The organism is Streptomyces sp. NPDC050423, from assembly GCF_040655445.1.
In the GTDB taxonomy this organism is placed as follows: domain Bacteria; phylum Actinomycetota; class Actinomycetes; order Streptomycetales; family Streptomycetaceae; genus Streptomyces.
On sequence record NZ_JBFAJY010000010.1, the window covers coordinates 131286 to 154990 of the forward strand.

Annotated in this window: 20 protein-coding genes and 2 tRNA genes; 9 read left to right on the top strand and 13 right to left on the bottom strand. The window is 70.4% G+C overall.

Annotated features, from left to right (window positions below; all coding sequences use genetic code 11):
• The 6 genes from ehuC (at position 1) to AB0I52_RS10610 (ending at position 5056) form a co-directional block, all read left to right on the top strand.
• On the top strand, positions 1–735 hold the full coding sequence (gene ehuC / locus AB0I52_RS10585) for an ectoine/hydroxyectoine ABC transporter permease subunit EhuC (protein ID WP_363070934.1): 735 nt from the start codon (positions 1–3) through the stop codon (positions 733–735).
• Entirely contained in the window at positions 732–1376 is a 645-nt protein-coding gene (ehuD, locus tag AB0I52_RS10590) for an ectoine/hydroxyectoine ABC transporter permease subunit EhuD (protein ID WP_363070936.1), read from the top strand. Before ehuC ends, ehuD begins: the two co-directional genes overlap by 4 nt.
• The gene (gene ehuA, locus AB0I52_RS10595) at positions 1366–2217 is read left to right on the top strand and encodes an ectoine/hydroxyectoine ABC transporter ATP-binding protein EhuA (protein WP_363070938.1); all 852 of its coding nucleotides are present in this window, start codon (positions 1366–1368) and stop codon (positions 2215–2217) included. The genes ehuD and ehuA overlap by 11 nt, the downstream gene beginning before the upstream one ends.
• A 166-nt stretch (positions 2218–2383) precedes the next feature.
• Positions 2384–3142, top strand: a complete 759-nt coding sequence (locus tag AB0I52_RS10600) for an IclR family transcriptional regulator C-terminal domain-containing protein (protein WP_363070940.1) — start codon at positions 2384–2386, stop codon at positions 3140–3142.
• Between the two features lie 63 nt (positions 3143–3205).
• Positions 3206–3279 (top strand) — tRNA-Lys (locus tag AB0I52_RS10605).
• 274 nt (positions 3280–3553) lie between these two features.
• Entirely contained in the window at positions 3554–5056 is a 1503-nt protein-coding gene (locus AB0I52_RS10610; protein ID WP_363070942.1) for an MFS transporter, read from the top strand.
• Here the strand turns inward: AB0I52_RS10610 and AB0I52_RS10615 are convergent.
• The 4 genes from AB0I52_RS10615 to AB0I52_RS10630 all read right to left on the bottom strand — a co-directional run bounded on the left by AB0I52_RS10615 (position 5036) and on the right by AB0I52_RS10630 (position 10654).
• The gene (locus tag AB0I52_RS10615; protein WP_363070944.1) at positions 5036–6712 is read right to left on the bottom strand and encodes an AMP-binding protein; all 1677 of its coding nucleotides are present in this window, start codon (positions 6710–6712) and stop codon (positions 5036–5038) included. The two genes, AB0I52_RS10610 and AB0I52_RS10615, sit on opposite strands and share 21 nt — an antisense overlap.
• Positions 6713–6738: 26 nt before the next feature.
• Positions 6739–7329 (bottom strand): lytic polysaccharide monooxygenase auxiliary activity family 9 protein, encoded by a 591-nt coding sequence (locus AB0I52_RS10620; RefSeq protein ID WP_363070946.1) that lies wholly within the window; start codon positions 7327–7329, stop codon positions 6739–6741.
• Positions 7330–7488: 159 nt separating this feature from the next.
• Complete coding sequence (locus AB0I52_RS10625; protein ID WP_363070948.1) at positions 7489–9225, bottom strand: SPFH domain-containing protein; 1737 nt, start codon at positions 9223–9225, stop codon at positions 7489–7491.
• A gap of 25 nt (positions 9226–9250) precedes the next feature.
• Positions 9251–10654 (bottom strand): peptidoglycan-binding protein, encoded by a 1404-nt coding sequence (locus AB0I52_RS10630; protein WP_363070950.1) that lies wholly within the window; start codon positions 10652–10654, stop codon positions 9251–9253.
• A 183-nt stretch (positions 10655–10837) separates the two neighbouring features.
• On the opposite strand from AB0I52_RS10630, the gene AB0I52_RS10635 reads away from it, so the two are divergent.
• The 3 genes from AB0I52_RS10635 (at position 10838) to AB0I52_RS10645 (ending at position 15301) form a co-directional block, all read left to right on the top strand.
• Positions 10838–10911: transfer RNA gene (locus tag AB0I52_RS10635), tRNA-Lys, on the top strand.
• Positions 10912–11456: 545 nt separating this feature from the next.
• The gene (locus tag AB0I52_RS10640; protein ID WP_363070952.1) at positions 11457–13370 is read left to right on the top strand and encodes a cellulose synthase catalytic subunit; all 1914 of its coding nucleotides are present in this window, start codon (positions 11457–11459) and stop codon (positions 13368–13370) included.
• A complete protein-coding gene (locus tag AB0I52_RS10645; RefSeq protein ID WP_363070954.1) occupies positions 13367–15301 on the top strand; it encodes a kelch motif-containing protein in 1935 nt (644 codons plus the stop codon). Before AB0I52_RS10640 ends, AB0I52_RS10645 begins: the two co-directional genes overlap by 4 nt.
• A gap of 31 nt (positions 15302–15332) precedes the next feature.
• Here AB0I52_RS10645 and AB0I52_RS10650 read toward each other — a convergent pair whose 3' ends face one another.
• The 9 genes from AB0I52_RS10650 to AB0I52_RS10690 all read right to left on the bottom strand — a co-directional run bounded on the left by AB0I52_RS10650 (position 15333) and on the right by AB0I52_RS10690 (position 23685).
• Entirely contained in the window at positions 15333–16367 is a 1035-nt protein-coding gene (locus AB0I52_RS10650; RefSeq protein ID WP_363071008.1) for a glycoside hydrolase family 6 protein, read from the bottom strand.
• Between the two features lie 354 nt (positions 16368–16721).
• Positions 16722–17429: a class F sortase gene (locus tag AB0I52_RS10655; RefSeq protein WP_363070956.1), complete on the bottom strand. Its 708-nt coding sequence runs from the start codon at positions 17427–17429 to the stop codon at positions 16722–16724.
• A 1-nt stretch (position 17430) separates the two neighbouring features.
• The gene (locus AB0I52_RS10660) at positions 17431–17994 is read right to left on the bottom strand and encodes a hypothetical protein (RefSeq protein WP_363070958.1); all 564 of its coding nucleotides are present in this window, start codon (positions 17992–17994) and stop codon (positions 17431–17433) included.
• A 117-nt stretch (positions 17995–18111) separates the two neighbouring features.
• A complete protein-coding gene (locus AB0I52_RS10665) occupies positions 18112–18900 on the bottom strand; it encodes an HAD-IIA family hydrolase (RefSeq protein WP_363070960.1) in 789 nt (262 codons plus the stop codon).
• A gap of 211 nt (positions 18901–19111) precedes the next feature.
• Positions 19112–20173, bottom strand: coding sequence for a 2-aminoethylphosphonate ABC transporter substrate-binding protein (locus AB0I52_RS10670; RefSeq protein ID WP_363070962.1), 1062 nt, complete (start codon positions 20171–20173; stop codon positions 19112–19114).
• A gap of 70 nt (positions 20174–20243) precedes the next feature.
• On the bottom strand, positions 20244–21041 hold the full coding sequence (locus AB0I52_RS10675) for an ABC transporter permease subunit (RefSeq protein WP_363070964.1): 798 nt from the start codon (positions 21039–21041) through the stop codon (positions 20244–20246).
• Complete coding sequence (locus AB0I52_RS10680) at positions 21028–21888, bottom strand: 2-aminoethylphosphonate ABC transporter permease subunit (RefSeq protein WP_363071010.1); 861 nt, start codon at positions 21886–21888, stop codon at positions 21028–21030. The genes AB0I52_RS10675 and AB0I52_RS10680 overlap by 14 nt, the downstream gene beginning before the upstream one ends.
• A gap of 16 nt (positions 21889–21904) precedes the next feature.
• Positions 21905–23029 carry an ABC transporter ATP-binding protein gene (locus AB0I52_RS10685; protein WP_363070966.1) on the bottom strand — a complete coding sequence of 375 codons (1125 nt, stop codon included), beginning with the start codon at positions 23027–23029 and terminating at the stop codon, positions 21905–21907.
• On the bottom strand, positions 23026–23685 hold the full coding sequence (locus AB0I52_RS10690; RefSeq protein ID WP_363071012.1) for a phosphonatase-like hydrolase: 660 nt from the start codon (positions 23683–23685) through the stop codon (positions 23026–23028). Before AB0I52_RS10690 ends, AB0I52_RS10685 begins: the two co-directional genes overlap by 4 nt.
• Positions 23686–23705 lie beyond the last annotated feature (20 nt).

Here is a 23705-nt window from a genome sequence, read left to right on the forward strand (position 1 = left end):
ATGAGTGATTTCTTCTCCGCCTTCATGGACGATCTCCCACAGGTGCGCTCGGGCCTGTGGGTGACCCTGGAAGCCACGGTCCTGGGTGCGCTGCTGGCCCTGGTGCTGTCGTTCGTCCTCGGGCTGATGTCGATCAGCCGGCTGCTGCTGTCGCGCGGCGTCTCCCGGGTGGTCGTGGAGTTCTTCCGCGGCACCTCGCTGTACGTCCAGCTGTTCTGGTTCTACTACGCGATGCCGCCGCTCACGGGGTACGAACTGTCGCCGCTGCTCTGCGGCGTCCTCGCCTTCGGCCTCAACTACGGTGCGTACGGCGCCGAGGTGGTGCGCGGGGCGATCAACTCCGTGCCGCGCGCCCAGTACGAGGCGACGATCGCGCTGAACATGACGCCGCTGCACCGGATGCGCAAGGTGATCCTCCCGCAGGCCTGGGTGCAGATGCTGCCCTCCCTGACCAACCTGCTGATCCAGCTGCTGAAGTGCACGCCGCTGCTGTGGCTCATCTCGGCGGCCGACCTGATGACCGCGGTCGAGAAACTGCGCAGCCGTACGGGTGAGACCCTCACCGCGTACGTGACCCTGCTGGTCTGCTACTTCGTGCTGGCGTACGCGCTGACCCTGCTGATGAACCTGCTGGAGCGGTCCGCCAAACGGCGGCTCGGCCTGGAGACCGGCGGGCGCAGCCTGCTGAAGTCCCGCAGCGCCGTGACCGCCTCGGCCACGGGAGGTGCCCGGTGAACGAGGGATTCAAGTGGGACGCCGTCGGCGAGGCCCTGCCCCTGCTCCTCCAGGGGTTCAAGGTCACCTTGCTGGCCACGCTGCTGGGCACGCTGGTCGCCGCGGTGCTCGGGCTGATGATCGCGGTCGCCGGACGGGCCCCGAGCCGGTTCGTGACCGTGCCGGTGCGGGTCGTGATGGAGTTCATCCGCTCCACCCCGCTGCTGATCCAACTCGTCGGCGCGGCCGCCGTGTTCAGCTCGGTGGAGCCGCTGTACATCGGCATCGCGGTGCTGGGCGTCCACTACGCCACGTACACCTCCGAGGTGTACCGCGCCGGGATCGACGGTGTGCCGAAGGGCCAGTGGGAGGCCTGTCGGGCGCTGTCCATGTCGCCCCGGCGGACCTGGCAGGCCGTGATCCTGCCGCAGGCGGTGCGCAACGTACTGCCCGCCCTCGGCAACTACGCGATCTCGATGTTCAAGGAGACGCCGTTCCTCGCCGTGATCACGGTGCAGGAGATGGTGTTCCAGGCCCGCGACTACGGCACCAAACACTTCGTGTACACCGAGGTGTTCACACTCGCCGGGCTGATCTTCCTGGTCGCGAGCTACCCGACCTCGCTGTTGATGAGAAAGCTGGAGAAGCGCCTTGGCCACTGAACCTCTCCCCCTGCAGAAGACCGCGGCCACGGCGCCCGAGGACGTCGCGGCGGCCCCCGGCTCCGAGGACGGCGGGCATCCGCTGGTCCGCTTCGACAAGGTGGTCAAGCAGTACGGCGACCATGTCGTCCTCGACCAGCTGGACTTCTCGGTCGAGCGCGGCGAGCACGTCACCCTGATCGGGCCCAGCGGCTCGGGCAAGACCACGATCCTGCGGCTGCTGATGACGCTGGAGAAGGTCAGCGACGGCGTGATCCGGATCAACGGCGACCCGCTGACGCACATGGTGGCGGCGGACGGCTCGCTGAAGCCGGCGTCCGAGAAGCATCTGCGTGAGGCGCGGAAGAAGATCGGCATGGTCTTCCAGCAGTTCAACCTCTTCCCCAACATGAAGGTGCTCCAGAACATCACCGAGGCGCCGGTCAACGTCCTGGGCATGGACCGCGACAAGGCGGAGACCCGGGCCAAGGAGCTCCTCGACCTGGTCGGCCTCTCGGCGAAGATCGACGCCCATCCCTCCCAGCTCTCCGGCGGCCAGCAGCAGCGGGTCGCGATCGCACGGGCGCTGGCGATGGAACCGGAGATCCTGCTCCTGGACGAGGTGACGTCCGCGCTCGACCCGGAGCTGGTGGCGGGCGTACTGGAGCTGCTGGGCGACATCGCCCGGAACACCGACATCACCATGCTCTGTGTGACCCACGAGATGAACTTCGCCCGGGACGTCTCGGAGAAGGTGCTGATGTTCGACGCCGGGCGGGTCGTGGAGTCGGGTTCGCCCGAAAAAATCTTCACCGATCCGGAGCACGAACGTACGCGCGAATTCCTTAACGCGGTGCTGTGACCTCGGCATCCGTCGATCGCCAATGACTCTGGCATATGCCGGACGGGTGCGCCCCAGCTCGCAGAGCCGGGGCGCACCAACGAGTCGTCAACACCCGCCCCTGAACAGGCCTTTGGCGGCTATCGTGAGGGCAGAGCTTGCGGTCACAACCTGGTGGGGGGAAACCGTGGCGTTGAAGCCCGAACCGACCGCGCCGTTCCATTCGGTGCAGTACGCCCTTCGTGTTCTCGAAACGGTCTCCAAGCACGGCAACGGCGTGGCGGACGACCAGATCGCCCGGGAGACGGGACTGCCCGTCGGGCATCTCGCCTCCCTCCTGCTGATGCTGCGCCGCGAGGGGTACGTCGAGCAGATCACCGACGGCGCGTACGTGACCGGCGCCTCGCTCTTGCTGCTCGGATCCGGCGCGGCGCGCAGACAGGCCGTGGAGGCCCGGCTCCAGCAGGCGCTGGCCCAGCTGCGCGACTCGGTCGGTGCGGCGGTCTACCTCAGCCGGTACGTGGACGGCGAGATCCGCGTCACCCAGTGCGCCGACGGTCCGGGCACCCCGGCGGTCAACGAGTGGGTGGACTTCCGGTCCTCGGCGCACGCCTCGGCGATCGGCAAGTGCCTGCTGACCCAGCTGGACCAGAACGGGCGCCGCGACCACATCTCGCGGCACAAGACCGCGCGGCTGACGTCGCGGACCATCACGAGCGAGAAGGTCCTCTTCTCCAAGCTGGACAGCCAGCCGGCGACGGTCCCGGTGCTCGACCTCCAGGAGTACGCGGTCGGCACGGTGTGCGCGGCGGTGCCGCTGACCGCCGGGGCGTCGGCGGGATGCCTGGCACTTTCGCTGCCGGTCGAGGACGCGCACCGGCTGCGCGAGGCGGCGGACACCCTGAACCGGCGCGCGGCACCGGTGCTGCTGTCCCTGGCCCTCTAAGGCGTGTTCCGGACACGTGTCAGAGGCACCCCTGAGGACCAGGTATTATTTTCGAGTCAGCAGGCGCCGCTAGCTCAGTTGGTTAGAGCAGCTGACTCTTAATCAGCGGGTCCGGGGTTCGAGTCCCTGGCGGCGCACAGACAACGCATGAGGCGGTCTCCGTTCCACGGGGCCGCCTCGTGCGTTTTCGGCATGTTCTCGGCGTGCTCGCGGTGCGTTCCCGGCATGTGATCCGTTCCCCCCGCACGCGGCGGCACATCCGTGCCCGAGGCGGTGGCCCACCTGTGCGGCCTCCGGGCGCAGGAACCGCAGGAACCGTTCACCAGGAGCCGAGGACCGACGACGAAGATATACAGATGTTTTACACACGTGTACTAGACGCATGTTTTAAACGCTCGTATATTCCCTGGCATGACAACACCTACGAGCACCGCCACCGCACCCGGCGAGCGCGCCGGCCGCAGGGAGTGGACCGCCTTCGTGGTCCTGCTGCTCCCCCTCCTCCTGGTCTCGATGGACGTGTCCGTCCTCTTCTTCGCGATCCCGTCCATCGACCGGGACCTCGCACCCAGCGCCACCCAGCAGCTCTGGATCTTCGACGTGTACGGCTTCGCCCTCTCCGGCCTGCTCATCACGATGGGCTCGCTCGGCGACCGGATCGGCCGCCGCAAGCTGCTGATGGCCGGTGCCCTCGCCTTCAGCGCGGCCTCGGTCGGCGCCGCCTACGCCTCCAGCCCCGAGATGCTCATCGCGGCCCGCGCCCTGCTGGGGATCGGCGGTGCGACGCTGATGCCGTCGACGATGGGCCTGGTGCGCAACATGTTCCGCGACGAGCGGCAGCGCAGCCGGGCGGTCGGAATCTGGTCCGGTGCCATGGCGGGCGGGATCGCGCTCGGCTCGGTGCTCAGCGGCGTCATGCTGGAGCACTTCTGGTGGGGTTCGGTCTTCCTGATCAATGTGCCGGCGATGGTGCTGCTGCTGGTCCTGGTGCCGGTGCTGGTGCCGGAGTTCAAGGACCCGCACCCCGGGCGGTTCGACTTCCTCAGCGTGCCCCTGTCGATGGGTTCGGTGCTGCCGGTCGTCTACGGGGTCAAGGAGAGCGCCGCCCACGGCATGGACGCGCGCAACGGGCTGATCATCCTCGCCGGGCTCGCCGTCGGCTGGGTCTTCGTCCGCCGGCAGCGCGGCCGCGGCGACGCGATGATCAGCCGGGAGCTGTTCCGCGGCCGCGGCTTCGCCGCCGGGATCGGCCTCAACGCACTGGCCTCCTTCGCGATGATGGGCTCCGCCTTCTTCACCACCCAGTACCTCCAGTCGGTGCTCGGCATGGGCACGATGGAGGCCTCGCTGTGGAGCCTGGCACCCTCGCTGGCGGTCGGTGCGGCAGCGCCAGCGGCCACCGCCGTCGCCCAGCGGACCGAACGCGGCCATGTCGTCTGCGCCGGATTCGTCATCGCGGCGGCCGGATTCGGGATCCTCGCCCTGTCGGGCACCGACTCGCTGTGGCTGCTGCTCGTCGGATCGGCCGTGATGAGCAGTGGCATCGTGACCGTGATGGCGCTCGTCTCGGACCTGGCGCTGTCCAGCAGCCCGCCGGAGAAGGCGAGTTCGGCCGCCTCGCTGCTGGAGACGGGGCAGGAGTTCGGCGGCGCGATGGGGATGGCGCTCCTGGGCGCGGTGGCCACCGCGGTCTACACCGCCGAGATGCCGGACTCCGCGCCGGAGGTGGCCCGCAAGACGCTGCCGGGCGCGCTGTCCACCGGCGACGGTTCGCTGATCTCGGTCGGCAGGGAGGCCTTCGTGCACAGCATGCAGTTCGCGTCGGTCGCGGGTTCACTGCTCCTGCTCGCGGGCGCCGTCCTGGCGGTGACGCAGCTGCGGCGGGCGGTCCTCTCACGCCCGTTCGGCGTCTGAGGAGAGCAGCCCGGTGCGCCCGTGCTCCTCGAACTCCTCGGTGAGGGCGGCCAGGTGTTCCTCCCCGAACGGTACGTACGTGCCCTCCGGGTCCCGGCACCACACAGCGGACCCGGACCAGAATCCCTCCAGGCGCAGCCCGGCCCGGCGGACCTTGTTCGTCGCCGTCACCGGCATCGCGCGCACGATCCGTACGAACCGGGGCGCCATCTTCGTACCCAGGTCGGGCTGGTCCCTCAGGAACGCGGCGAACGCGGCCGGGTCGAAGCCGGCCCCGTCGCGCAGCGCCAGCGCCGCCATCACCTGGTCCCCCGCGACCGGGTCGGGCACCGCGTAGACCGCCACGGCCGCCGCGTCCGCCCAGCGGGCGAGGATGTTCTCGATCATCGCGGCCGCCAGGTTCTCGCTGTCGACCCGCAGCCGGTCCTCCGTACGGCCCGCGAAGTAGAGGAAGCCGTCGGGGTCGCGGAAGAAGAGGTCACCGGTCCAGTACCAGCCGCCGCGCACCCGGGCCGCGTCCGCCTCCTCGTTGCGCCAGTAGCCCTCGAACGGGGTCCGGCCGCGGTTGACCAACTCCCCTATCGCGGCCGCGCCGTTGAGCAGTCTTCCGCCCTCGTCGAAGACCGCGGCGACCCGCTCGCGGCCCGTCTCCGGGTCGACGACGGCGAGGTCGTCACGGTCCGGGGCCCGGCCGATCGCGCCCGCCGGGGTGTCCGGGGTCCGCTGGATCGCCGCACCCCCCTCCGACGAGCCGTAGCCCTCGACCAGCCGCACCCCGAACCGCTCGCGGAAGCGGGCCGCGTCCACGGCGCCCGCCTCGGTGCCGAAACCGATGCGCAGCGGGTGCTCCCGGTCGTCGGGGCGCTCGGGGGTGGCCAGCAGGTACTGCACGGCGCGGCCGACATAGGTGAAGTAGGTGGCCCCGTGGGCGCGTACGTCGTCCAGGAAGCCCGAGGCCGAGAAGCGGCGGCGCAGGGCGACGGCGGCGCCGCCGGCCAGTGCGGGCGCCCAGTCGGCGATCACCGCGTTGCCGTGGAACATCGGCATGCAGATGTAGTGGACGTCCTCGCGCCCGGTGCCGAAGTGTTCGACGAGCGACTGTCCGGCCGCGGCGAGCCGCCCCTGGGTACAGACGGCGGCCTTGGGTGCGCCGGTGGAGCCCGAGGTGAAGTAGAGGAGCATCCGCGTTCCGGGCCCGGGGCGGCGAAGGACGGTGTCGCCCGGCTCCGCCCCGGCGTAGGGGGCGAGCAGTGCGGCGTACGCCTCGGTGTCGGTGACCAGCACCCGGACACCCGGCAGCTCCAGGCCGTCGAGCAGCGGCAGATGAGCGCGCTCGGTGATCAGCATCCGGCATTCGGTGTGCAGGATGTCGCGGGCCAGTTCGGCGCCGCGGCGGGTGGGGTTGATGCCGGCGACGGCGGCCCCGGCCAGGGCCGCCGCGCTCAGCCACAGTGGAAATTCCGGGGTGTTGTCGAGCAGCACCCCGAGGTGCGGTTCGCCGCCCGCCGGCAGCAGATCCGCCAGGAGCGCGGCCCGTGCGGCAGCGCCCGAGGCGACCTGGTGGTGGCTGAGGACGAGGTCCTCGTGCCTCAGTCCGGGCCGGTGGTCGCCCCATTGGCGCTGTACGAGCTCCGCGACGGTGCCTGCGCTCCTCATGGCGCCGCACGGTAACTGACTACGCGTCAGAACTGAACATCGGAGCACGAGTAGAACGCGTTGGCCGTGTCCGCGATGTTCCAGACGCTCAGGATGATGTGCTTCCCGGTCTTCTGGGTGGGGATGGTGCCCTGCTGGGTCAGCGTGGCCGGGGGCTGCTGACCGCCGTACGGCACCGTCATGAACGGCTGCGATTCCAGGTCGGAGCGCTTGAGCGGCTTGGTGGGGTCCCAGCCGTTCTTGGTGATGTAGTAGCGGAAGTCCGTCGTGGCGTGCCGGGCGGTGAACTGCCAGCGGAAGCCGAAGCCCTGACCCGCGGTGACGTGGGTGGCGGGCCAGTTGCCGCCACGCGGGTCGTCGAGCTGCGCGAACTCGCCGTGTCCGCCGGAACAGATCGCGCCGTCGGCGGGGCCGGCCGCCGGGAAGCCCTTGGGGCCCTCGACGCTCTGCGGCTCCCACTGGATGTTGCCGCAGCCGGTCACCGTGCCGTTGGCACAGAGCTTCTGGCGACTGATGGGGTTGTCGGTGTAGCCGTGGCTGCTGGCGCTGCTGGTAGCGAACATCGAGACGCCCGCTACCGCAAGGCCCACCAGGGCCGCGCCTGTCTTCTTACGCATTGCTGAAGCTCCTCGGATTCGTGGGGGAGGTTCCATGAGCACTGCTGCGCGTGTGCCGTGCGGTCTAGACCAAGGCCTAGATTATTGACGGATCATGAACATGTCCAGACCAATGGGAGTTGGATTCCGGTCGCCACCGGAAGAGCCCGCCGAGCCGTCTCAGACACCGTCCCCGCCTCCGCGTCCGGTGTAGAAGGCCACCGTCAAGTCCTTCACCAGAGACTTCCGTTCGTAGTCGTCGAGCGCCACGAGCCCTCGGGCGGTCAACCGGTTGACCGTGTCGTCCACGGCGTCCACCACCGAAGTCAGCACGCTGTCCCGGTGTTTGGCGTCGATGGCCGCGATCCGGCGCCGCTGCATCGCCGCGGCCACCTCCGGCGCGTACTCGATTCCGGTCGGCTGCGCGGAGTACACCTCGATGCCGACCGGCTCGCAGTCCGCCTTCAGCATCCGGGTCAGCGCGTCGCCGACGGCCTCGGCGTTGCGCAGGGTGTGGGCGTCCTCGTGGAAGGCGTCGGCGGGCAGCTGGGAGAGGACCCGCGCCATCGCCGCCTCCACCTGCTCCCGCAGATACTCCTCGTGGTCCGCGATCCCCAGCGTCGCCCGCACGGTGTCCTCGACCCGCCACACGACGAGGACGACGACCCGCAGCGCCGCGCCGTTCGCGTCCACCGCGGGCAGGGGTTCGCTGCGCCAGTGCCGCAGCCGTACGTCGACCCGGTGACGCAGCAGCAGCGGGCTGACCCACATGAGACCGGTGCGCCGCACGCTGCCGCGGTACTGGCCGAAGAGGGTGAGCACCCAGGCGTACCCGACCCGGCCCCGGGTCAGGCCGCCGAGCGCGAACAGCACCGTGGTCAGCAGCAGGGCGAGGGCCGCCCAGGCGCCGAGGCCGATGCCGTCGTACGGCCGCGGGCCGAGCCCGAGCCGGGCCTGCACCCCGCCCGGCAGCGCACCCGTCCACCACAGGACCCCGCCCGCGGCGGCGAGTCCGCCGAGACCGGCGAGCAGTGCGGCCCAGCCGGGCAGCGCGGGGCCGGTCCGCTCGCGCAGCCGCGGGTCGGCGGCCGGCGCGGGCCGGGTGGAGGGCCGCACCTGCGGCGACCGCGGCACCGGCGGCCGCCGGACACCGGCCGTCTGCTCGATCCCGGCCGCCCTCCGCACGACGGTGGCGGGCAGCGCGGCGGCGTCCGCGGCGACCTCGGGATCGTCGCGGAAGAGCAGGTGCACCGGGATGGAAGCGGTGCGCTCGTTGGCGATGACCGAGTGGTGCCGGCCGGTGTCCACCCGCACGTCGGTGCGGAGCTCGCCGGTGTCGGCGCCACCGAAGGACAGCGAGAGCGAGGGCGCGGCGTCCCGGCGGGCCGGGGAGAGCTCCGGCCCGGGGAGGAACGGAGGACCCGCCAGGACGGGTTGCCCCGGATGCCCCAGTGGTTCCAGTGGCTCCAGTGGCTCCAGATCGCGCACGTCCCCGCGCACCTCCTCATGTACGTCCTCACGCACGTCCGGATCGGTGGCCGCATCAACGGCCGGGGCCGGAACCGCGCCCGGAACCGACACCGATGCCGAGGTCGCGCCGAACGCGGAGCCCCCGCGCTCGCCCTCGCCCGGCATCAGGTCGAGCACCAGATCGACCACGGACCCCGAACCGGGTCCCGACGCCGACCAGTCGTAAGGACGCCCGGTCAACGCGCCCGGACGCCCCGGCCCGTCCGGACCCGGCGGGGCGTCCGCGCGGGCCGACGCCTCCGCGTCGCGCCCCGGCCGGTCCGGTACGGCCCACTCCCGCACCGGGAGCGCCCCGTACCTCTCCTCGCCGTACTCCGGGTTCGCCCCGTTCTCCGAGGGCTCCCCGTTCTCCGGGTTCCCGGAGCTGTCCGACACCGTGGATCGCATTCCCGCCTCCGTCATGTGCGTCGTGTCACGCGAAGAGTCGCCGCCAGGTCTCCGGACCCGGATAGCCGTCGGCCTCCGCACCCCGCCAGCCCTGGGCCTTCTGGAAGGCCTCGACATTGCGCCGGTCCGCCTCGGTCCACCGGGGTCCGGGGCCCGACGCGTAGTACTTGCCGTATCCCTTCTTCACCAACTGTTTCCCGAGCCTGTCGACATGGCTGTTGGACTGACCCGACCGGAAATAGCCCCGTCCCGGGAAGGCCGGCACGGCGGTCGAGCCGCCCTGGCCGGTTCCGCCCGCTGCGGGGATGTCGTGGCCGGTTCCGGTGGTCAGCAGGCGCCAGGTGTCGGGGCCGGGGATGCCGTCGGCCTCCTTGCCCTTCCAGCCCTGGGCCTTCTGGAACGCCTCGGTCGCCTGCCGGTCGGCGCTGCCCCAGGCGGGGCCGGGGCCGACCTTGTAGAAGCGCTTGCCGCCCCGCGCGACGAGCAGCTTGCCGAGCTGGGTGACGTGGGCGTTGTCCGCACCCGGACCGAACTTCCCGGCCCCCGGGAACGTCGTCGTCGAGCCGCTGCCGCCGGTTCCGGTGCTCAGCCCCTTGTAGCGGTAGGCGACGTAGCTGCCCGAGTTGGACCAGTACGCCATGGGCGTCGTCTGCTTGCGGGTGTGCGGCGTGGTCTGCTCGTACGCCGTGTAGTGGGTGTGCGTGGAGTCCGTCCAGCCGCCGAAGATCGTGACGTGCGAGCCCTTCGCGGGGTCGGCCGGGTTGTGGAAGAGCAGGATGTCGCCGGGCTGGAGATCCTCCCGGGCGATCCGCGTGCCGTACGAGGCGAGGCTGCCGGTCCACTCGTTGCCGGCCAGGTTCCAGGCCATCGACACATAGCCGGAGCAGTCCTGGCGGTACCCGTCCGACCAGTACTTGCTCATGCTGTACGGGACCTGCGCGGTGACCCACTTCTTCGCGCGGTTGATGATGTCGGCCCGGGTGGTCGTGCGCAGTGCGGGCGTACTCGCCTGCGAGGCCGGCGGGCCGGACGCCCCCGCGCCCTGCAACGGGCCCGGTCCGCCCTGCGGGCTCTCCGGTCCCGGGTCGGCCGGATCGGCCGCGTCCTCCGGTTCGGCCGGCGTGACCAGGTCCGCCGGCACCGCCCCGGCGGCCGGAGCGGGAGCGGTCACCGGATCCGGATCGGTCACCGGGGCCGGATCGGTCACCGGGGCCGGATCGGCCGCCGCGGTCGCCGCTTCCGCGAGACCGGCGCTCAGCACCACTCCGGCAGCGGTGACCAGCACCAGCGCGCGCCGCGCGCCGCGCGCGGCCGGATGTCCTCCCTGCCGCGCCGGCAGTGCCGCGGCTGCGGTTCGCCGTTGTACGGCGCACCCCGCACAGGTGCAGTCGATGGCGGGTACGTACTCCTCGAAGGCCGGCACAGTCATGCGATTCCCTCCGCAGTCGTCAAGATCTTTGGGCGCATCTGTACGGGCGCCAGTGTCTCAACTCTCCTGACATATCGCATTTTGACGGATAGAAGAGAAAAAACGACCATCCGACAGGCCGGGGCAGAGGGGAAATGGTCGGGACCATCGCCCCGGATCGGGTAGAGTTCTCCAGGCCAGCAGGCGCCGCTAGCTCAGTTGGTTAGAGCAGCTGACTCTTAATCAGCGGGTCCGGGGTTCGAGTCCCTGGCGGCGCACGCAAAGTCAAGGCCCCCTCACCACGCGCGAGGGGGCCTTGTCCGTTCTCCGACATCTCGCTCAGACGCCTCACAGTGAATACTTTGCTCACGCACAGCTCACTCAACCCGACGGACAGTCACCAATCGGTCACCCCGCGGTGCGAGAGTGCTTCGCGGTCACCCCGATCGCCTCCCCCTACGCCCCGGCACCCCCTCGCCGCAAGGGCCCCGCAAATCGTGCGTATGAGCGGTTAACCGCCCGTTTCGCCCTTGCGATCACGGCCCGGGGCGGCCAATCTGTCTGGAGACCATCGGCGCCAACCAGAGTGTTGACCTGAGCAGTTGGCGACATGTGAGGGAGATGTTCCGGTTGTGTGCGTGATGAGGTGGGGGCCTCGCGCATGAGCAAATGCCGAGCAGGCATCATGCAACCGGAAGGGCGTCGTTCCGTGTCTCAGGAACGGTGGCCCGACACTGAGCCGTCGGTCGCGTTCCAGGGGGGCACGCGGCAGGCGAAAGGATCGACCGACCACGCAGCCCGCCTGTGTGCAGGGGGATGACCCATGACGTCGACGCCGCCAGGCGCCCGGCAGAACAACGACCCTTCCCGGACCACGCAGCTCCGGATACCCCCGCAGCTCCGGCCCGGGGGCCACCGGCGGCGCCCGAAGAAGGAGCTGCCGCGCTACGACTACGAGCACTACAGCCGGCTCGCCGGGCCACTGACCCAGCCCGATCCGGCCAAGCCGTACACCGTGCGGTACCGCTCGCTCCTCTCCCAGGAGCCCCACCGGATACGCGCGGCACTCCTGCTGGGCGCCGCGCCGCTCGTCTCCCTCGGCCTGTTCGCCTGGCTGATGCAGCCCGAGCACTGGACACAGCGCGACCCGAACCTCAAGAACGACACGCTGCTGATCCTCGACATCGTGATGCTGGTGTCGATCGGTCTCATCGAGCTCTTCCGTACCCTGAACGTCCTCTCCAACGCGCACGCCACACTTGTCGCACGTGATCCGGTGCCGGTCGTGCCGGAGAACGGCACCAGGGTCGCCTTCCTCACCTCCTTCGTCCCGGGCAAGGAGCCCCTGGAGATGGTGACGAAGACCCTGGAGGCCGCCGTCCGCATCCGCCACCGCGGACTGATGCACGTCTGGCTGCTCGACGAGGGCGACGACCCCGCCGTCAAGGAGGTCTGCCAACGGCTCGGGGTGCACCACTTCTCCCGCAAGGGCGTGGCGCACTGGAACCAGGCCAAGGGCCCGCACCGCGCGAAGACCAAGCACGGCAACTACAACGCCTGGCTCGACGCGCACGGCGACACGTACGACTTCTTCGCATCGGTCGACACCGACCACGTCCCGATGCCCAACTATCTGGAGCGGATGCTCGGCTACTTCCGCGACCCGGACGTCGGCTTCGTCATCGGCCCGCAGGTGTACGGCAACTACGACACCTTCGTCACCAAGGCCGCCGAGTCGCAGCAGTTCCTCTTCCACGCGCTGATCCAGCGCGCGGGCAACCGCTACGGCGCCCCGATGTTCGTCGGCACCAGCAACGCGGTACGGATCTCGGCCCTCAAGCAGATCGGCGGCCTGTACGACTCGATCACCGAGGACATGGCGACCGGTTTCGAGATGCACCGCGCCCGCAACCCGCGCACCGGCAACAAGTGGCGCTCCGTGTACACCCCGGACGTACTGGCCGTGGGCGAGGGCCCTACCGCGTGGACCGACTTCTTCACCCAGCAGCTGCGCTGGTCGCGCGGGACGTACGAGACGATCCTCAAGCAGTACTGGAAGGGCGTCTACTCACTGCCCGTGGGCAAGCTCTTCAACTACACCATGATGATCATCTTCTACCCGATGTCCGCCATGAACTGGATCCTCGCGGCACTCAGTTGCGCGCTGTTCCTGGGGATGGGCGCCTCGGGTGTGCAGATCGACCCGGTCGTCTGGATGATGCTGTACGGCAACGCGTCCGCGCTCCAGATCGGCCTGTACGTCTGGAACCGCCGGCACAACGTCTCGCCGCACGAGCCCGAGGGCTCCGGCGGTCTGGCCGGCATGATGATGTCCGCGCTCTCCGCGCCGATCTACGCGCGCTCGCTGATGGACGCCGTGCTGCGCCGCAAGAGCTCGTTCGTGGTCACGCCCAAGGGCGACTCCTCCAGCCCGGACACCCTCTTCGGGACCTTCCGCATCCATCTCTTCTTCATCCTGGTCTTCGGCGGCTCGATCGTGGCCTCGTTCGTTCTCGGCCACAGCCACCCGGCGATGCTCACCTGGGCGGCGCTGGCGCTGCTGATCACCGCGGCACCGATCTTCGGCTGGCGGTACACCGTGCGGGCGGAGAAGAAGAAGCGGCGCGCGGGACCACCGCCGCCGAGCGGCCCGCCCGCCCACGCCCGGCAGGAGAACCCCGGCTGGGACGGCAACGAACAGACCATGCAGATCGCCCTTGGGGGACGTAAACCATGAAGTACCGTCCGAGCCGCCGTACCCGCCGCATGGCGATCAGTACGGCGGTGGTTCTCGCGCTCGCGGGAGCGAACGGGCCGTGGCTGTACCGCTTCAGCACCGAGCGCTACCACGACTACGAGATCAACAAGTCCGACTACAAGGCCGCCAACGGTCACTGGGACTTCCTGGATATCCCGTCCGAGTTCAGGATCAACACGATCCACGCGGCGCTGCTGCACACCGGCAAGGTGCTGCTCGTCGCGGGCTCGGGCAACAACCAGAAGAACTTCGACGCGAAGAGCTTCCGGTCGGTACTGTGGGATCCGAAGACCAGCGGGTTCAAGAACATACCCACGCCCAAGGACATGTTCTGCGCCGGTCACACCCAGCTGCCCGACGGGAAGCTGCTCATAGCCGGCGGTACGAAGCAGTACGAGAAGCTCAAGGGCGACGTCACCAAGGCGGGCGGCCTGATGATCGTCCACAACGAGGACCCGGACAAGCCGATCACGCTTCCGGCGGGCACCAGGTTCACCGGCAAGGGCAACGGCAAGACCTTCGTCACCAAGGACCCCGTGCTGGTGGAGAAGGCAAAGAAGGTCTTCGACAAGAACACCGGCGCGTTCCTGCGCAACGACCCCGGACTCGGCCGGATCTACGTCGAGGCGCAGAAGTCCGGCACGAAGTACGAGACGGGCGCCGAGGACAACTACCGCATAGCGGGCCTCTCCGGCTCCGACACCCGCAACGTGTACGGGATCGCGCAGAAGCTCGCCCTCGACAAGAAGGACTTCCAGGGCATCCGGGAGGCCTTCGAGTTCGATCCGGTGGCGGAGAAGTACATCACCGTCGACCCGATGAACGAGGCCCGCTGGTACCCGACGCTGACCACGCTCAAGGACGGCAAGGTCCTCGCCCTCTCCGGCCTGGACGAGATCGGGCAGATCGTGCCCGGCAAGGACGAGGTCTACGACCCGAAGACCAAGAAGTGGGAGTACACCGGCATCATCCGGAAGTTCCCCACCTACCCGGCGGTCTTCCTCCTCAACGACGGCAAGCTCTTCTACTCCGGCTCGAACGCGGGCTACGGCCCCGCCGACGTCGGCCGCGCCCCCGGCGTCTGGGACCTGGCGACGAACAAGTTCACCAAGATCCCCGGCCTGAGCGACCCGGACCGGATGGAGACCTCGGCGACGGTACGGCTCCCCCCGGCGCAGGACGAGAAGTTCATGGTGATCGGCGGCGGCGGGGTCGGCGAGTCCGACAAGTCCAGCGAGAAGTCCCGGCTGGTCGACCTCAAGGACGCCGATCCGAGGTTCAAGGACGGCGCTTCCCTGGACGAGGGCACCCGCTACCCGAGCGCGTCCCTGCTCCCCGACGACTCCCTGCTGGTCACCGGCGGCTCCGAGGACTACCGGGGCCGCGGCGGCTCCAACGTCCTCCAGGCCCGGCTGTACGACGCCGCCTCGGACACGTACAAGCGGGTCGCCGACCCGGCGGTGGGCCGCAACTACCACTCGGGGTCGGTGCTCCTGCCCGACGGCCGGGTCATGATCTTCGGCTCGGACTCGCTCTACTCCGACAAGGCGAACACCCGGCCGGGCGTCTTCGAGCAGCGTGTCGAGATCTACACCCCGCCGTACCTGTACCGCGACTCGCGGCCCGAGCTGACCGCCGGGCCGAAGAGCGTGAAGCGCGGCGGCACCGCGATGTTCACGACCAACCAGGCCTCAGCGATCAAGTCGGCGAAGCTGATGCGGCCGAGCGCGGTCACCCATGTCACGGACACGGACCAGCGGTCGGTGGCGCTGGACCTGAAGAAGACGGACGGCGGGATCTCGGTGACGGTGCCGAAGAACCGGGCGCTGGTGCCGTCGGGCTGGTACATGCTCTTCGTCACCGACGACAAGGGCACACCGTCCGAGGGGACCTGGGTGGAGGTGCCGTAGCCGCCTCACGCGGCACCGGACAGGACCCGTCCTATCCGGTGCCGCGGGCCAGGCCGAGGGCGTAATCGGGCCACCAGTCGCCGGCCTTCGGTCCGCCCCGGCAGTCGCCGTCGGACTCCCCCGGGCGCTTGATCCAGAGGTACGCGTCGACCAGTTCGTCGCCCGTGGACGTCGTCGGTGTCGCGCCGAGGGCCCGTCCGGGCGGATTGCACCAGCTCGTGCCCGGGTCGCCGCCGGTGTACGGGCCGTTGCCGTTGCGGCTGGTGTCGATGACGAACGGCTTGCCGCCCACCTTCGCCGACAGCCGCTTGCCGAAGTCCTCGCTGACCTCGGTGGTCTGGAAGTTGGAGACGTTCACCGCGAAGCCGTCGGCCGCGTCGATGCCCGCCTGCCGCAGCGGCTGGAAGAGCGCGTCCGGGGTGTGCCAGCCCGCGTTGCCCGCGTCCAGGTAGACCCGGGTGCCCGGCACCCGCTTGAGCCGCTCCACCGCACCCTTGAGCAGGTCGTAGCGCTCCTCGTGGAACTCCTGCGGGGTGCATCCGTCGACCAGGTGCAGCACCGCGTCCGGCTCCAGGACCACCGTGGCGCCGCGGTCACCGATGCCCTTGGCCACGCCGTCCAGCCAGGCACGGTACGCGTCGCCGTCGGCCGCGCCGCCCTTGGAGAACTGTCCGCAGTCGCGGTGCGGGATGTTGTAGAGGACCAGCAGCGCCTCGCGGCCGGCCTTCGCGGCGGCCTCCGTGAAGCCCTTCGCCTCGGCCTCCGGATTGTCCGGGCCGATCCATTCACCGACCGGCTGCCGCGCGATCTTCCTGACCAGGGCGGCGTTCTCCGCGTCGCCGTCCTCGGTGTACCGGGCGACCTGCCGGGCGGCGTTCCCGTCGGGGTTGACCCAGTACGGATCGGTGCCCTTGGGCTGCTGGCCGATGGCCGCGGGGTTCTTCCCCGCACCGCCGGAGTCCTTGTCGCCGTCGGAAGAGGAACATCCCGCGAGCAGGAGCGCGGCGCCGATCACGGCCACGCCCGCTCCCCGCTTGCCGAACCGGCCGTTGTGGCTGCCGTACATCCACTCCCCCTCGGACGCGACGGCGGTGCGCTGTCGCATCGCCGCCCATCCTGGCACAGGGCCCGGGAGCGGCCCGGCCCTCACGAGTTCACAGAAAGAGCCGTTACGACGGGTTCACCACGCTCTACCCGGCCCGGCCGCGTGCGGAGCGTGACTGGTTATCGACGTACCGTCAGACATCAGGTGGGCGTGGGCGGTTCGGCGTCCTACAGTGGCGTGCGGCGGACCCGGACGCCACCGACCTCCCGTGTGTCCGCGCCGGGCCACTCCCGCGGCCCGCGCCCCGCGGTCGAGGACCGGCCCGGCCGCCGCCCGGAGAAACCGGGCGGCCGGCCGGGCCGCGTACCGCCGGGATCAGCCGCCGCTCCCGGCGCCCGCCTTCCCGCTCGTCCTCTCCGCCGATTTCTCGCCGGTCAGGTACGCCGAGACGACCACGTTCGCGGTGTACTCGTGCGAGGCACGGTCGTACGTACCGCCGCAGGTGATCAGCCGGAGCTCCGCCCGGCCGTCCTTGCGGGGGCCGTACGCCTTCTGGGCGTCGAAGCGTTCGCGGGTGAAGACCTGGACGTCGTCGATGGTGAACTCGGCGGTCGTGCCGTCGGTCCGGGTCACCTCGACCTTGGCGCCGGGGCGGGCGGCGCTGAGCCCGTAGAAGACGGCCGGCTTGGTCTCGGTGTCGACGTGGCCGACGAACAGCGCCGGCCCCTCGGCCCCGGGCTCGGTGCCGCTGCCGTACCAGCCGACCGTCTGGGGCGTGTCGAAGGACGGCGGTGTGATCGCCCCCTCCTCGTCCAGGCCCCGGGACACGACGGGGGCCCGGATGCCGATCGACGGAATCTCCACGCTCCGCGGCGCCACGCCCTTGATCGGGTCGTGTGCCGGGGGCAGCGGTACGCCGAGGGGGCGTCCGACCGCGGCGACGTCCCCGGTGGTCGGGGCGGAGCCGATGCCGGAGCCGTCGGTGATGCCGCGCCCCCAGAGCCACAGGCCCAGCAGGAGCACGGCCCAGGCCACTCCGGTGAGCAGCCTGCCGTGCCCCGTCGAGCGGTCCGAGGAGGACATGTCAGTCGGTGGCCGGGCGGCGGCGGCGCACGCTGCGGAAGGCGACCGCGACGGCGGCGACGGCGGCCAGGGCGAGTCCGATCAGCGCGTGGGCGGTGCCGGGGCCCTCCTGCTGGGCGGCCTGGTCCGCGAGCACGGCGGTGCCGCCGCCGCCCGCGCGGACCGGGGCGACGGGCATGGGCCGGCTGCGGTGGACGACGGTGACGACGGCGGACACCTTGGTGTGCTTGTCGTCCTTGCACACCGCCTGGACGTCGTAGTCGCCGGCTTCGGCGTCGGAGCGGATCCGGGCCTCGGCGAAGAGCGTCTTGCCGTCACCGGGCGAGAAGCGCGCCTCGGAGACGAAGGCGTCGGAGTTCCCCTTGGCCTCCTTGCCCTTGCAGCCGTCGACCTCAAGGTCGACCTCACCGCCCGGGGCGACGGAGGACGGGGAGACCGAGAGGGTGGCCCGGGACCGCGAGTCCCGGTCGTGGTCGGAACCGGAACTGGCCAGTGCGACGGAAGCGGGCATCAGGGTCGCCGCGGCCACCGCGGCGGCACAGAACGTGAGGGGTATTGAACGCATCGTGAACCTCCTTATGGAAGGTTCACGCGTGCGGCGACTTTCCGCATCCGCAGGGGCCGCGGCACTGGGCCGGTGGAGTGCGGGGGTGCGTCCGCACCCCCCGCCCCCGGACGGGCGTCAGCCCAGGTCGACGAGGTTCACGAGGTCGGCGATGGAGTCGACGACCGTGGACGGCCGGAACGGGTACTTGTCGATGTCCGCCACCGTGGTGAGCCCGGTGAGCACCAGGAACGTCTGCATGCCCGCCTCCAGGCCGGCCAGCACGTCGGTGTCCATCCGGTCGCCGATCATGGCGCTGGACTCGGAGTGGGCGCCGATCGCGTTGAGCCCGGTGCGCATCATCAGCGGGTTGGGCTTGCCCGCGAAGTACGGGGCCTTGCCGGTGGCCTTGGTGATGAGGGCGGCGACGGACCCGGTCGCGGGCAGCGGGCCCTCGGCGGACGGGCCGGTCTCGTCCGGGTTGGTGCAGATGAAGCGGGCGCCGCCGTTGATCAGCCGGATCGCCTTGGTGAGCGCCTCGAAGGAGTACGTACGGGTCTCCCCGAGTACGACGTAGTCGGGCTCGTGGTCGGTGAGGACGTAGCCGATGTCGTGCAGTGCGGTGGTCAGCCCGGCCTCACCGATGACGTACGCCGTGCCGCCGGGCCGCTGGTCGTCCAGGAACTGGGCGGTGGCGAGGGCGGAGGTCCAGATGTTCTCGACGGGCACGTCGAGGCCCATCCGGTTGAGCCGGGCGTGCAGGTCGCGGGCGGTGTAGATCGAGTTGTTCGTGAGGACCAGGAAGGGCATCCCGGACTCCCGCAGCCGCTTGATGAAGGCGTCCGCGCCGGGGATCGGGGTCCCCTCGTGGATGAGGACTCCGTCCATGTCGGTGAGCCAGGACGAGATCGGCTTGCGCTCTGCCATGCGGGACTCCTGATTTGCCGTACGCCGGGTGCGGGGACGCCGGCGGCACCGCGCTGTGCAGCGCCGACGTCCTCGATTTTAGGCTGCCCGTTCGACCGGCGGGTACTGCCTGCTCACCAGTACCGTCCTCACCGCGACCGTCGTGCCGCCAGCACTGGACCAGACCCGTTATCTTTTCGCGACACTCCACCGGAGGTCCAGACCCCAACGGTCAGCTGCCGGTGGCCGTCTTCCAGGCGTCCACGTACGAGTCGAGGTTGGCCGCGATGTCCGGCCAGTCCGGCTCGAAGACCTCGACGCCGTCCATCAGCTTCGTCAGCGCGACGGCGTTGGCGTCGGTCGCCTCGATGTCCCTGCGGGCCGGGAAGCCGCCGCCGACCGCGCTGACGTCCTTCTGGGCCTGCTCGGCGAGCATGAAGTCGAGCAGCTTCCTGCCGTTGGCGCTGTGCGGGGCCTCGGTGACCAGGCCGGCGGCGTACGGCAGGGCGAAGGTGGTGGGCTTTCCGCCGGCCTTCGCGGGGAACCAGATGCCGAGGTTCGGCATGTCCTTGGACTGGGCGTGGTTCATCTGGACGTCGCCGTTGGCGGCGAGGAGTTCGCCCTTGTCGACCTTGGGCGCGAGCTTGCCGGTGGAGGCGGACGGGCCGACGTTGTTGGCCTGGAGCTTCTTCAGGTACGCCATCGCCGGCTCCTGGCCGCCGAAGTCGTGCATGGCCTTGATCAGTACGGCGGTGCCGTCACCGGCGACCCCGGGCGTGGAGTACTGGATCTTCTCCTTGTACTTCCCGTCGAGCAGTTCCTCCCAGGTGGCGGGCGGGGTCTTCAGCTCCTTCGTGTTGTGGACGAAGCCGAAGTAGTTGTTGACGACCGAGGTCCACTTGGCGTCGGCCGCCTTGCCGGCGCTCTCCACCTGGTCGGAGCCGGCCGGCTCGTACGCCTGGAGGAGCCCCTTGGAGTCGGCCTGCTGGATGAACGGCGGGAGGGTGACCAGTACGTCGGCCTGGGTGTTGGTCTTCTCGCGGACGGCGCGCTGCACCATCTCGCCGGAGCCGCCCTCGACGTACTCGACCTTGATGCCGGTCTTCTTCTCGAAGTCCTCGAAGACCTTGTCGTACCAGCCGTCGCCGTTCTCGCCCTTGAGGCCGTCGGCACTGTAGACGGTGACGACCTTCTCGTCGGAGGCGGCCGAGGAGCCGCCGCAGGCGGTGAGGGACGCGGCGAGGGCGAGCGCGCCGGTGACGGCGGCCATGGGCCTGAGGTGGTTCTTGCGCATGGGGGTTCGTATCTCCTGGAAGTCGGCCGGATGCCGGCCTGAGTAGAAACGGGAGGTGGAGCGAGGCGGGTCAGCGGTAGGAGGCCCTGGTGCGGATGCGGGAGACCCCGAACAGCACGAGCAGCGTCGCCGCCATCAGGACCACCGCGACGGCCGCTCCGGTGAAGAGCGAACCGCGGTCGGTGGCCGCGAAGATCTGCACCGGGAGGGGCGTCCAGTCCGGCGGGTAGAGCATCATCGTGGCGCTCAGCTCCCCCATGGAGAGGGCGAAGCAGAGCCCCGCGGCCGCGGTGAGCGACGGCAGCAGGAGCGGCAGCCTGACGCGCCACAGGATGTACGAGGGCCGGGCGCCGAGGCTGGCGGCGGCCTGTTCGTACATCGGGTCGAGACGTACTGTCGCGGCCGAAACCGACGTGTAGGCGAACGCGGTGACAAGAACGGTGTGCGCGAGGATCACGATCCAGGGCGTTCCGTTGAGCAGCACCGGCGGCCGGCTGAACGCGACGAGCACGGCGAGCCCGACGACGACGGACGGCACGGCGACCGGCAGCATGAACAGCGCGTCGAGGATCCGTTTGCCGCGACGACCCAGCGAGGCGGCGGCCAGTGCCGCCCAGGAGCCGGTGACCAGGGCCAGCACACTGGCGGTGCCGGCGGTGACCAGACTGGTGGTGAGTGCCTGGAGGGAGTCGCCGGCGGTGGCCGCGTCATAGTGCTTCAGGGTCGGCCCGGAGGGGAACGCGCCGGACCAGTTCGTGGTGAACGAGGCGGCGAGGATGACCAGCAGCGGCACCGCGAACAGCGGGACGAAGAGCAGCAGGAAGACGGCCCAGGTGGCCCACTTCCCGGTTCGGCTATGCACCAGCACGGCGGCTCACCGTCCGGTACAGGCTGTAGAGGCCGACGGAGATCGCGATGTTGACGACGGCCACGACACAGGCGGCCGGGTAGTCGGACTCCAGGATCGCCTTGCTGTAGACGAGCATCGGCAGGGTGGTGACCCCTTTCGCGCCGGTGAACAGCACGATGCCGAACTCGTTGAGGCACATCACCAGGACGAGGCTGCCGCCCGCCGCGAGCGCCGGGAGCGCCTCGGGGAGGATCACCTGCCGCACGATCCGGGCCGGTCCGGCGCCCAGTGAGGACGCCACCTCCAGTTGCGCGGTGTCGAGCTGGGAGAAGGCGGCGAGCAGCGGGCGCATCACGAACGGGGTGAAGTAGGTGATCTCGGCGAGGAGGACGCCCCACGGCGTGGTGAGGAAGTGGAAGGGCCCGTCGGCCGCCCCGGTGACCCCGGTCCAGACCCCGTTGGCCATACCGGCGTTGCCGTAGATGAACAGCAGGGCGAGCGTGATCAGGAAGGACGGGAAGGAGAGGAAGACGTCGACGAACCGGGCGACGGCCCTGCCGCCGGGGAACGGTACGAAGGCGATGACCATGGCGAGGACGAAGCCGAGGACGAGACATCCGGCCGTCGCACCGGCCGCGAGCCAGACGGTGGTGGTGAGCGCGGAGCGGAACGAGGCGGAGGCGAAGACCTCGGTGTACGGGGCGACGGACGTGCCGCCCTCGTCGGGGCTGAAGGACTGCTGGACGACGAGGAGCAGCGGGTAGAGGAAGACGACCGCGAGCACGGCCACGGGGGGCAGGGCCCAGAGATTCCGGCCCGTCCGGCGTTTGAGGACGGACCCGCCGCCGGACGCGGCCGGGCGCACGTCCGCGGTCACCACGCTAGCCACGGGCCCCTCCGCTCACCGTTTCGCCTTCGAGCGCCGGGCGGGCCGAACCGGCCCCCGCGGGCAGCAGCACCGCGTCGTCCGCCGCGAAGTGCACCGTCGCCGCGTCGCCCAGCGCGGGCGTCTCGCGCAGTTCGCGCAGGTCGGCCTTGATCCGGTGCCCGTCGACGTCGACGTACAGCCGGTGGGTGGAGCCGCGCCACTGGACCTCGCAGATCGTGCCGGTCAGCGCGTTGGGTCCGGCACCGAGCCCGACCAGGTGCGGTCGCACGCAGAGTGTGGCGGTGACACCCGCGGCCACCTCGCCGGTCGGTACGGCGAGTGCGTGCCCGGCGAAGTCCACGGTGCCGGCGGACTTCGCGACGGTGACCGGGAGGAGGTTGGCGTTGCCGACGAACGAGGCGGTGAACTCCGTACGCGGGCGCCGGTACAGCTCCTGCGGGGTGCCGCAGTCCCGGAGCCGGGCCCTGTCCATGACGGCGATCCGGTCGGCGAGGGTCAGCGCCTCGATCTGGTCGTGGGTGACGTAGAGGATGGAGACGTCGGGCAGTTCCCGGTGCAGCCGGGCCAGTTCGGCGAGCATCCCGGAGCGCAGCTGGGCGTCGAGTGCGGAGAGCGGTTCGTCGAGCAGCAGGACGCCGGGGCGGATGGCGAGGGCGCGGGCGATGGCGACGCGCTGCTGCTGGCCGCCGGAGAGTTCGCGCGGGTAGCGCCGGGCGTACGCGGCCATGCCGACGAGTTCGAGTGCCTCGGTGACCCGCCCCGGGATCTCGGACCTGTCGGCCTTCTGCGCCTTCAGGCCGAAGGCGACGTTGTCCTGGACCCGCAGGTGCGGGAAGAGGGCGTAACTCTGGACGACCATGCCGATGCCGCGCTTGTGCGGCGGCAGGGCGGTGACGTCGCGGTCGCCGATGTACACCCGCCCGGAGGCGGGCCGGACGAATCCGGCGACGGCGCGCAGGGCGGTCGTCTTGCCGGATCCGGAGGGCCCGAGCAGGGCCATGACCTCGCCCGGTTCGACGGTGAGATCGAACCGGTCGAGGACGATGTTCCCGCCGTACGCGACGCTGACCCCGTCGAACCTGATGCCGCCGCGGACGGCCGCGGCCCCGCCCGTCATGCCTCGGCCCGCGCGATCAGGCCGGGCAGTTCCGCGACGGAGCCGAGCACGTGGGTGGCGCCGCTGCGGGTGAGCCGGTCCTTGTCGTGGGCGCCGGTGAGGACGCCCGCGACGATTCCGGCCCCGGAGCGTACGCCGCTGAGCATGTCGTACGAGGTGTCCCCGGCGACGACGATCCGGCGGACGTCGTCCACCGCCCCGGTGCGCAGGAGCGCGGCGAGGACCATGTCCGGGTAGGGGCGGCCGCGGCCGCCCGCGTCGGCGGGGCAGAGCGTCAGCTCGACGAGGTCCTGCCAGCCGAGCGCGGCGAGGATCGCGTCCTGGGTGGTGCGGGCGAACCCGGTGGACAGGACCACGGTCCGGCCCTCGGCCCGGAGCCGCTCGACGGCCTCGCGGGCGCCGGGGACCGGGGCGATGCGGCCGGCGTCGACCAGTTCCCCGTACGCCTCCTCGAAGGCGGCGTTGGCCCGCTGGGCCAGGGTTTCCTCGCCGAAGAGGTGACGGAAGACGGTGATCTTGGACTCGCCCATGGTGGCGCGGACGTGGTCGAGCTTCTCGGCGTGGTCGGCGGAGCCGGGGCGTACCCCGAGCCGTTCGGCGGCGGCGGAGAAGGCCTGCTCGACGAGGCCGCCGTCACAGACGGTGGTGCCGGCCATGTCGAGGACGACCAGGTCGC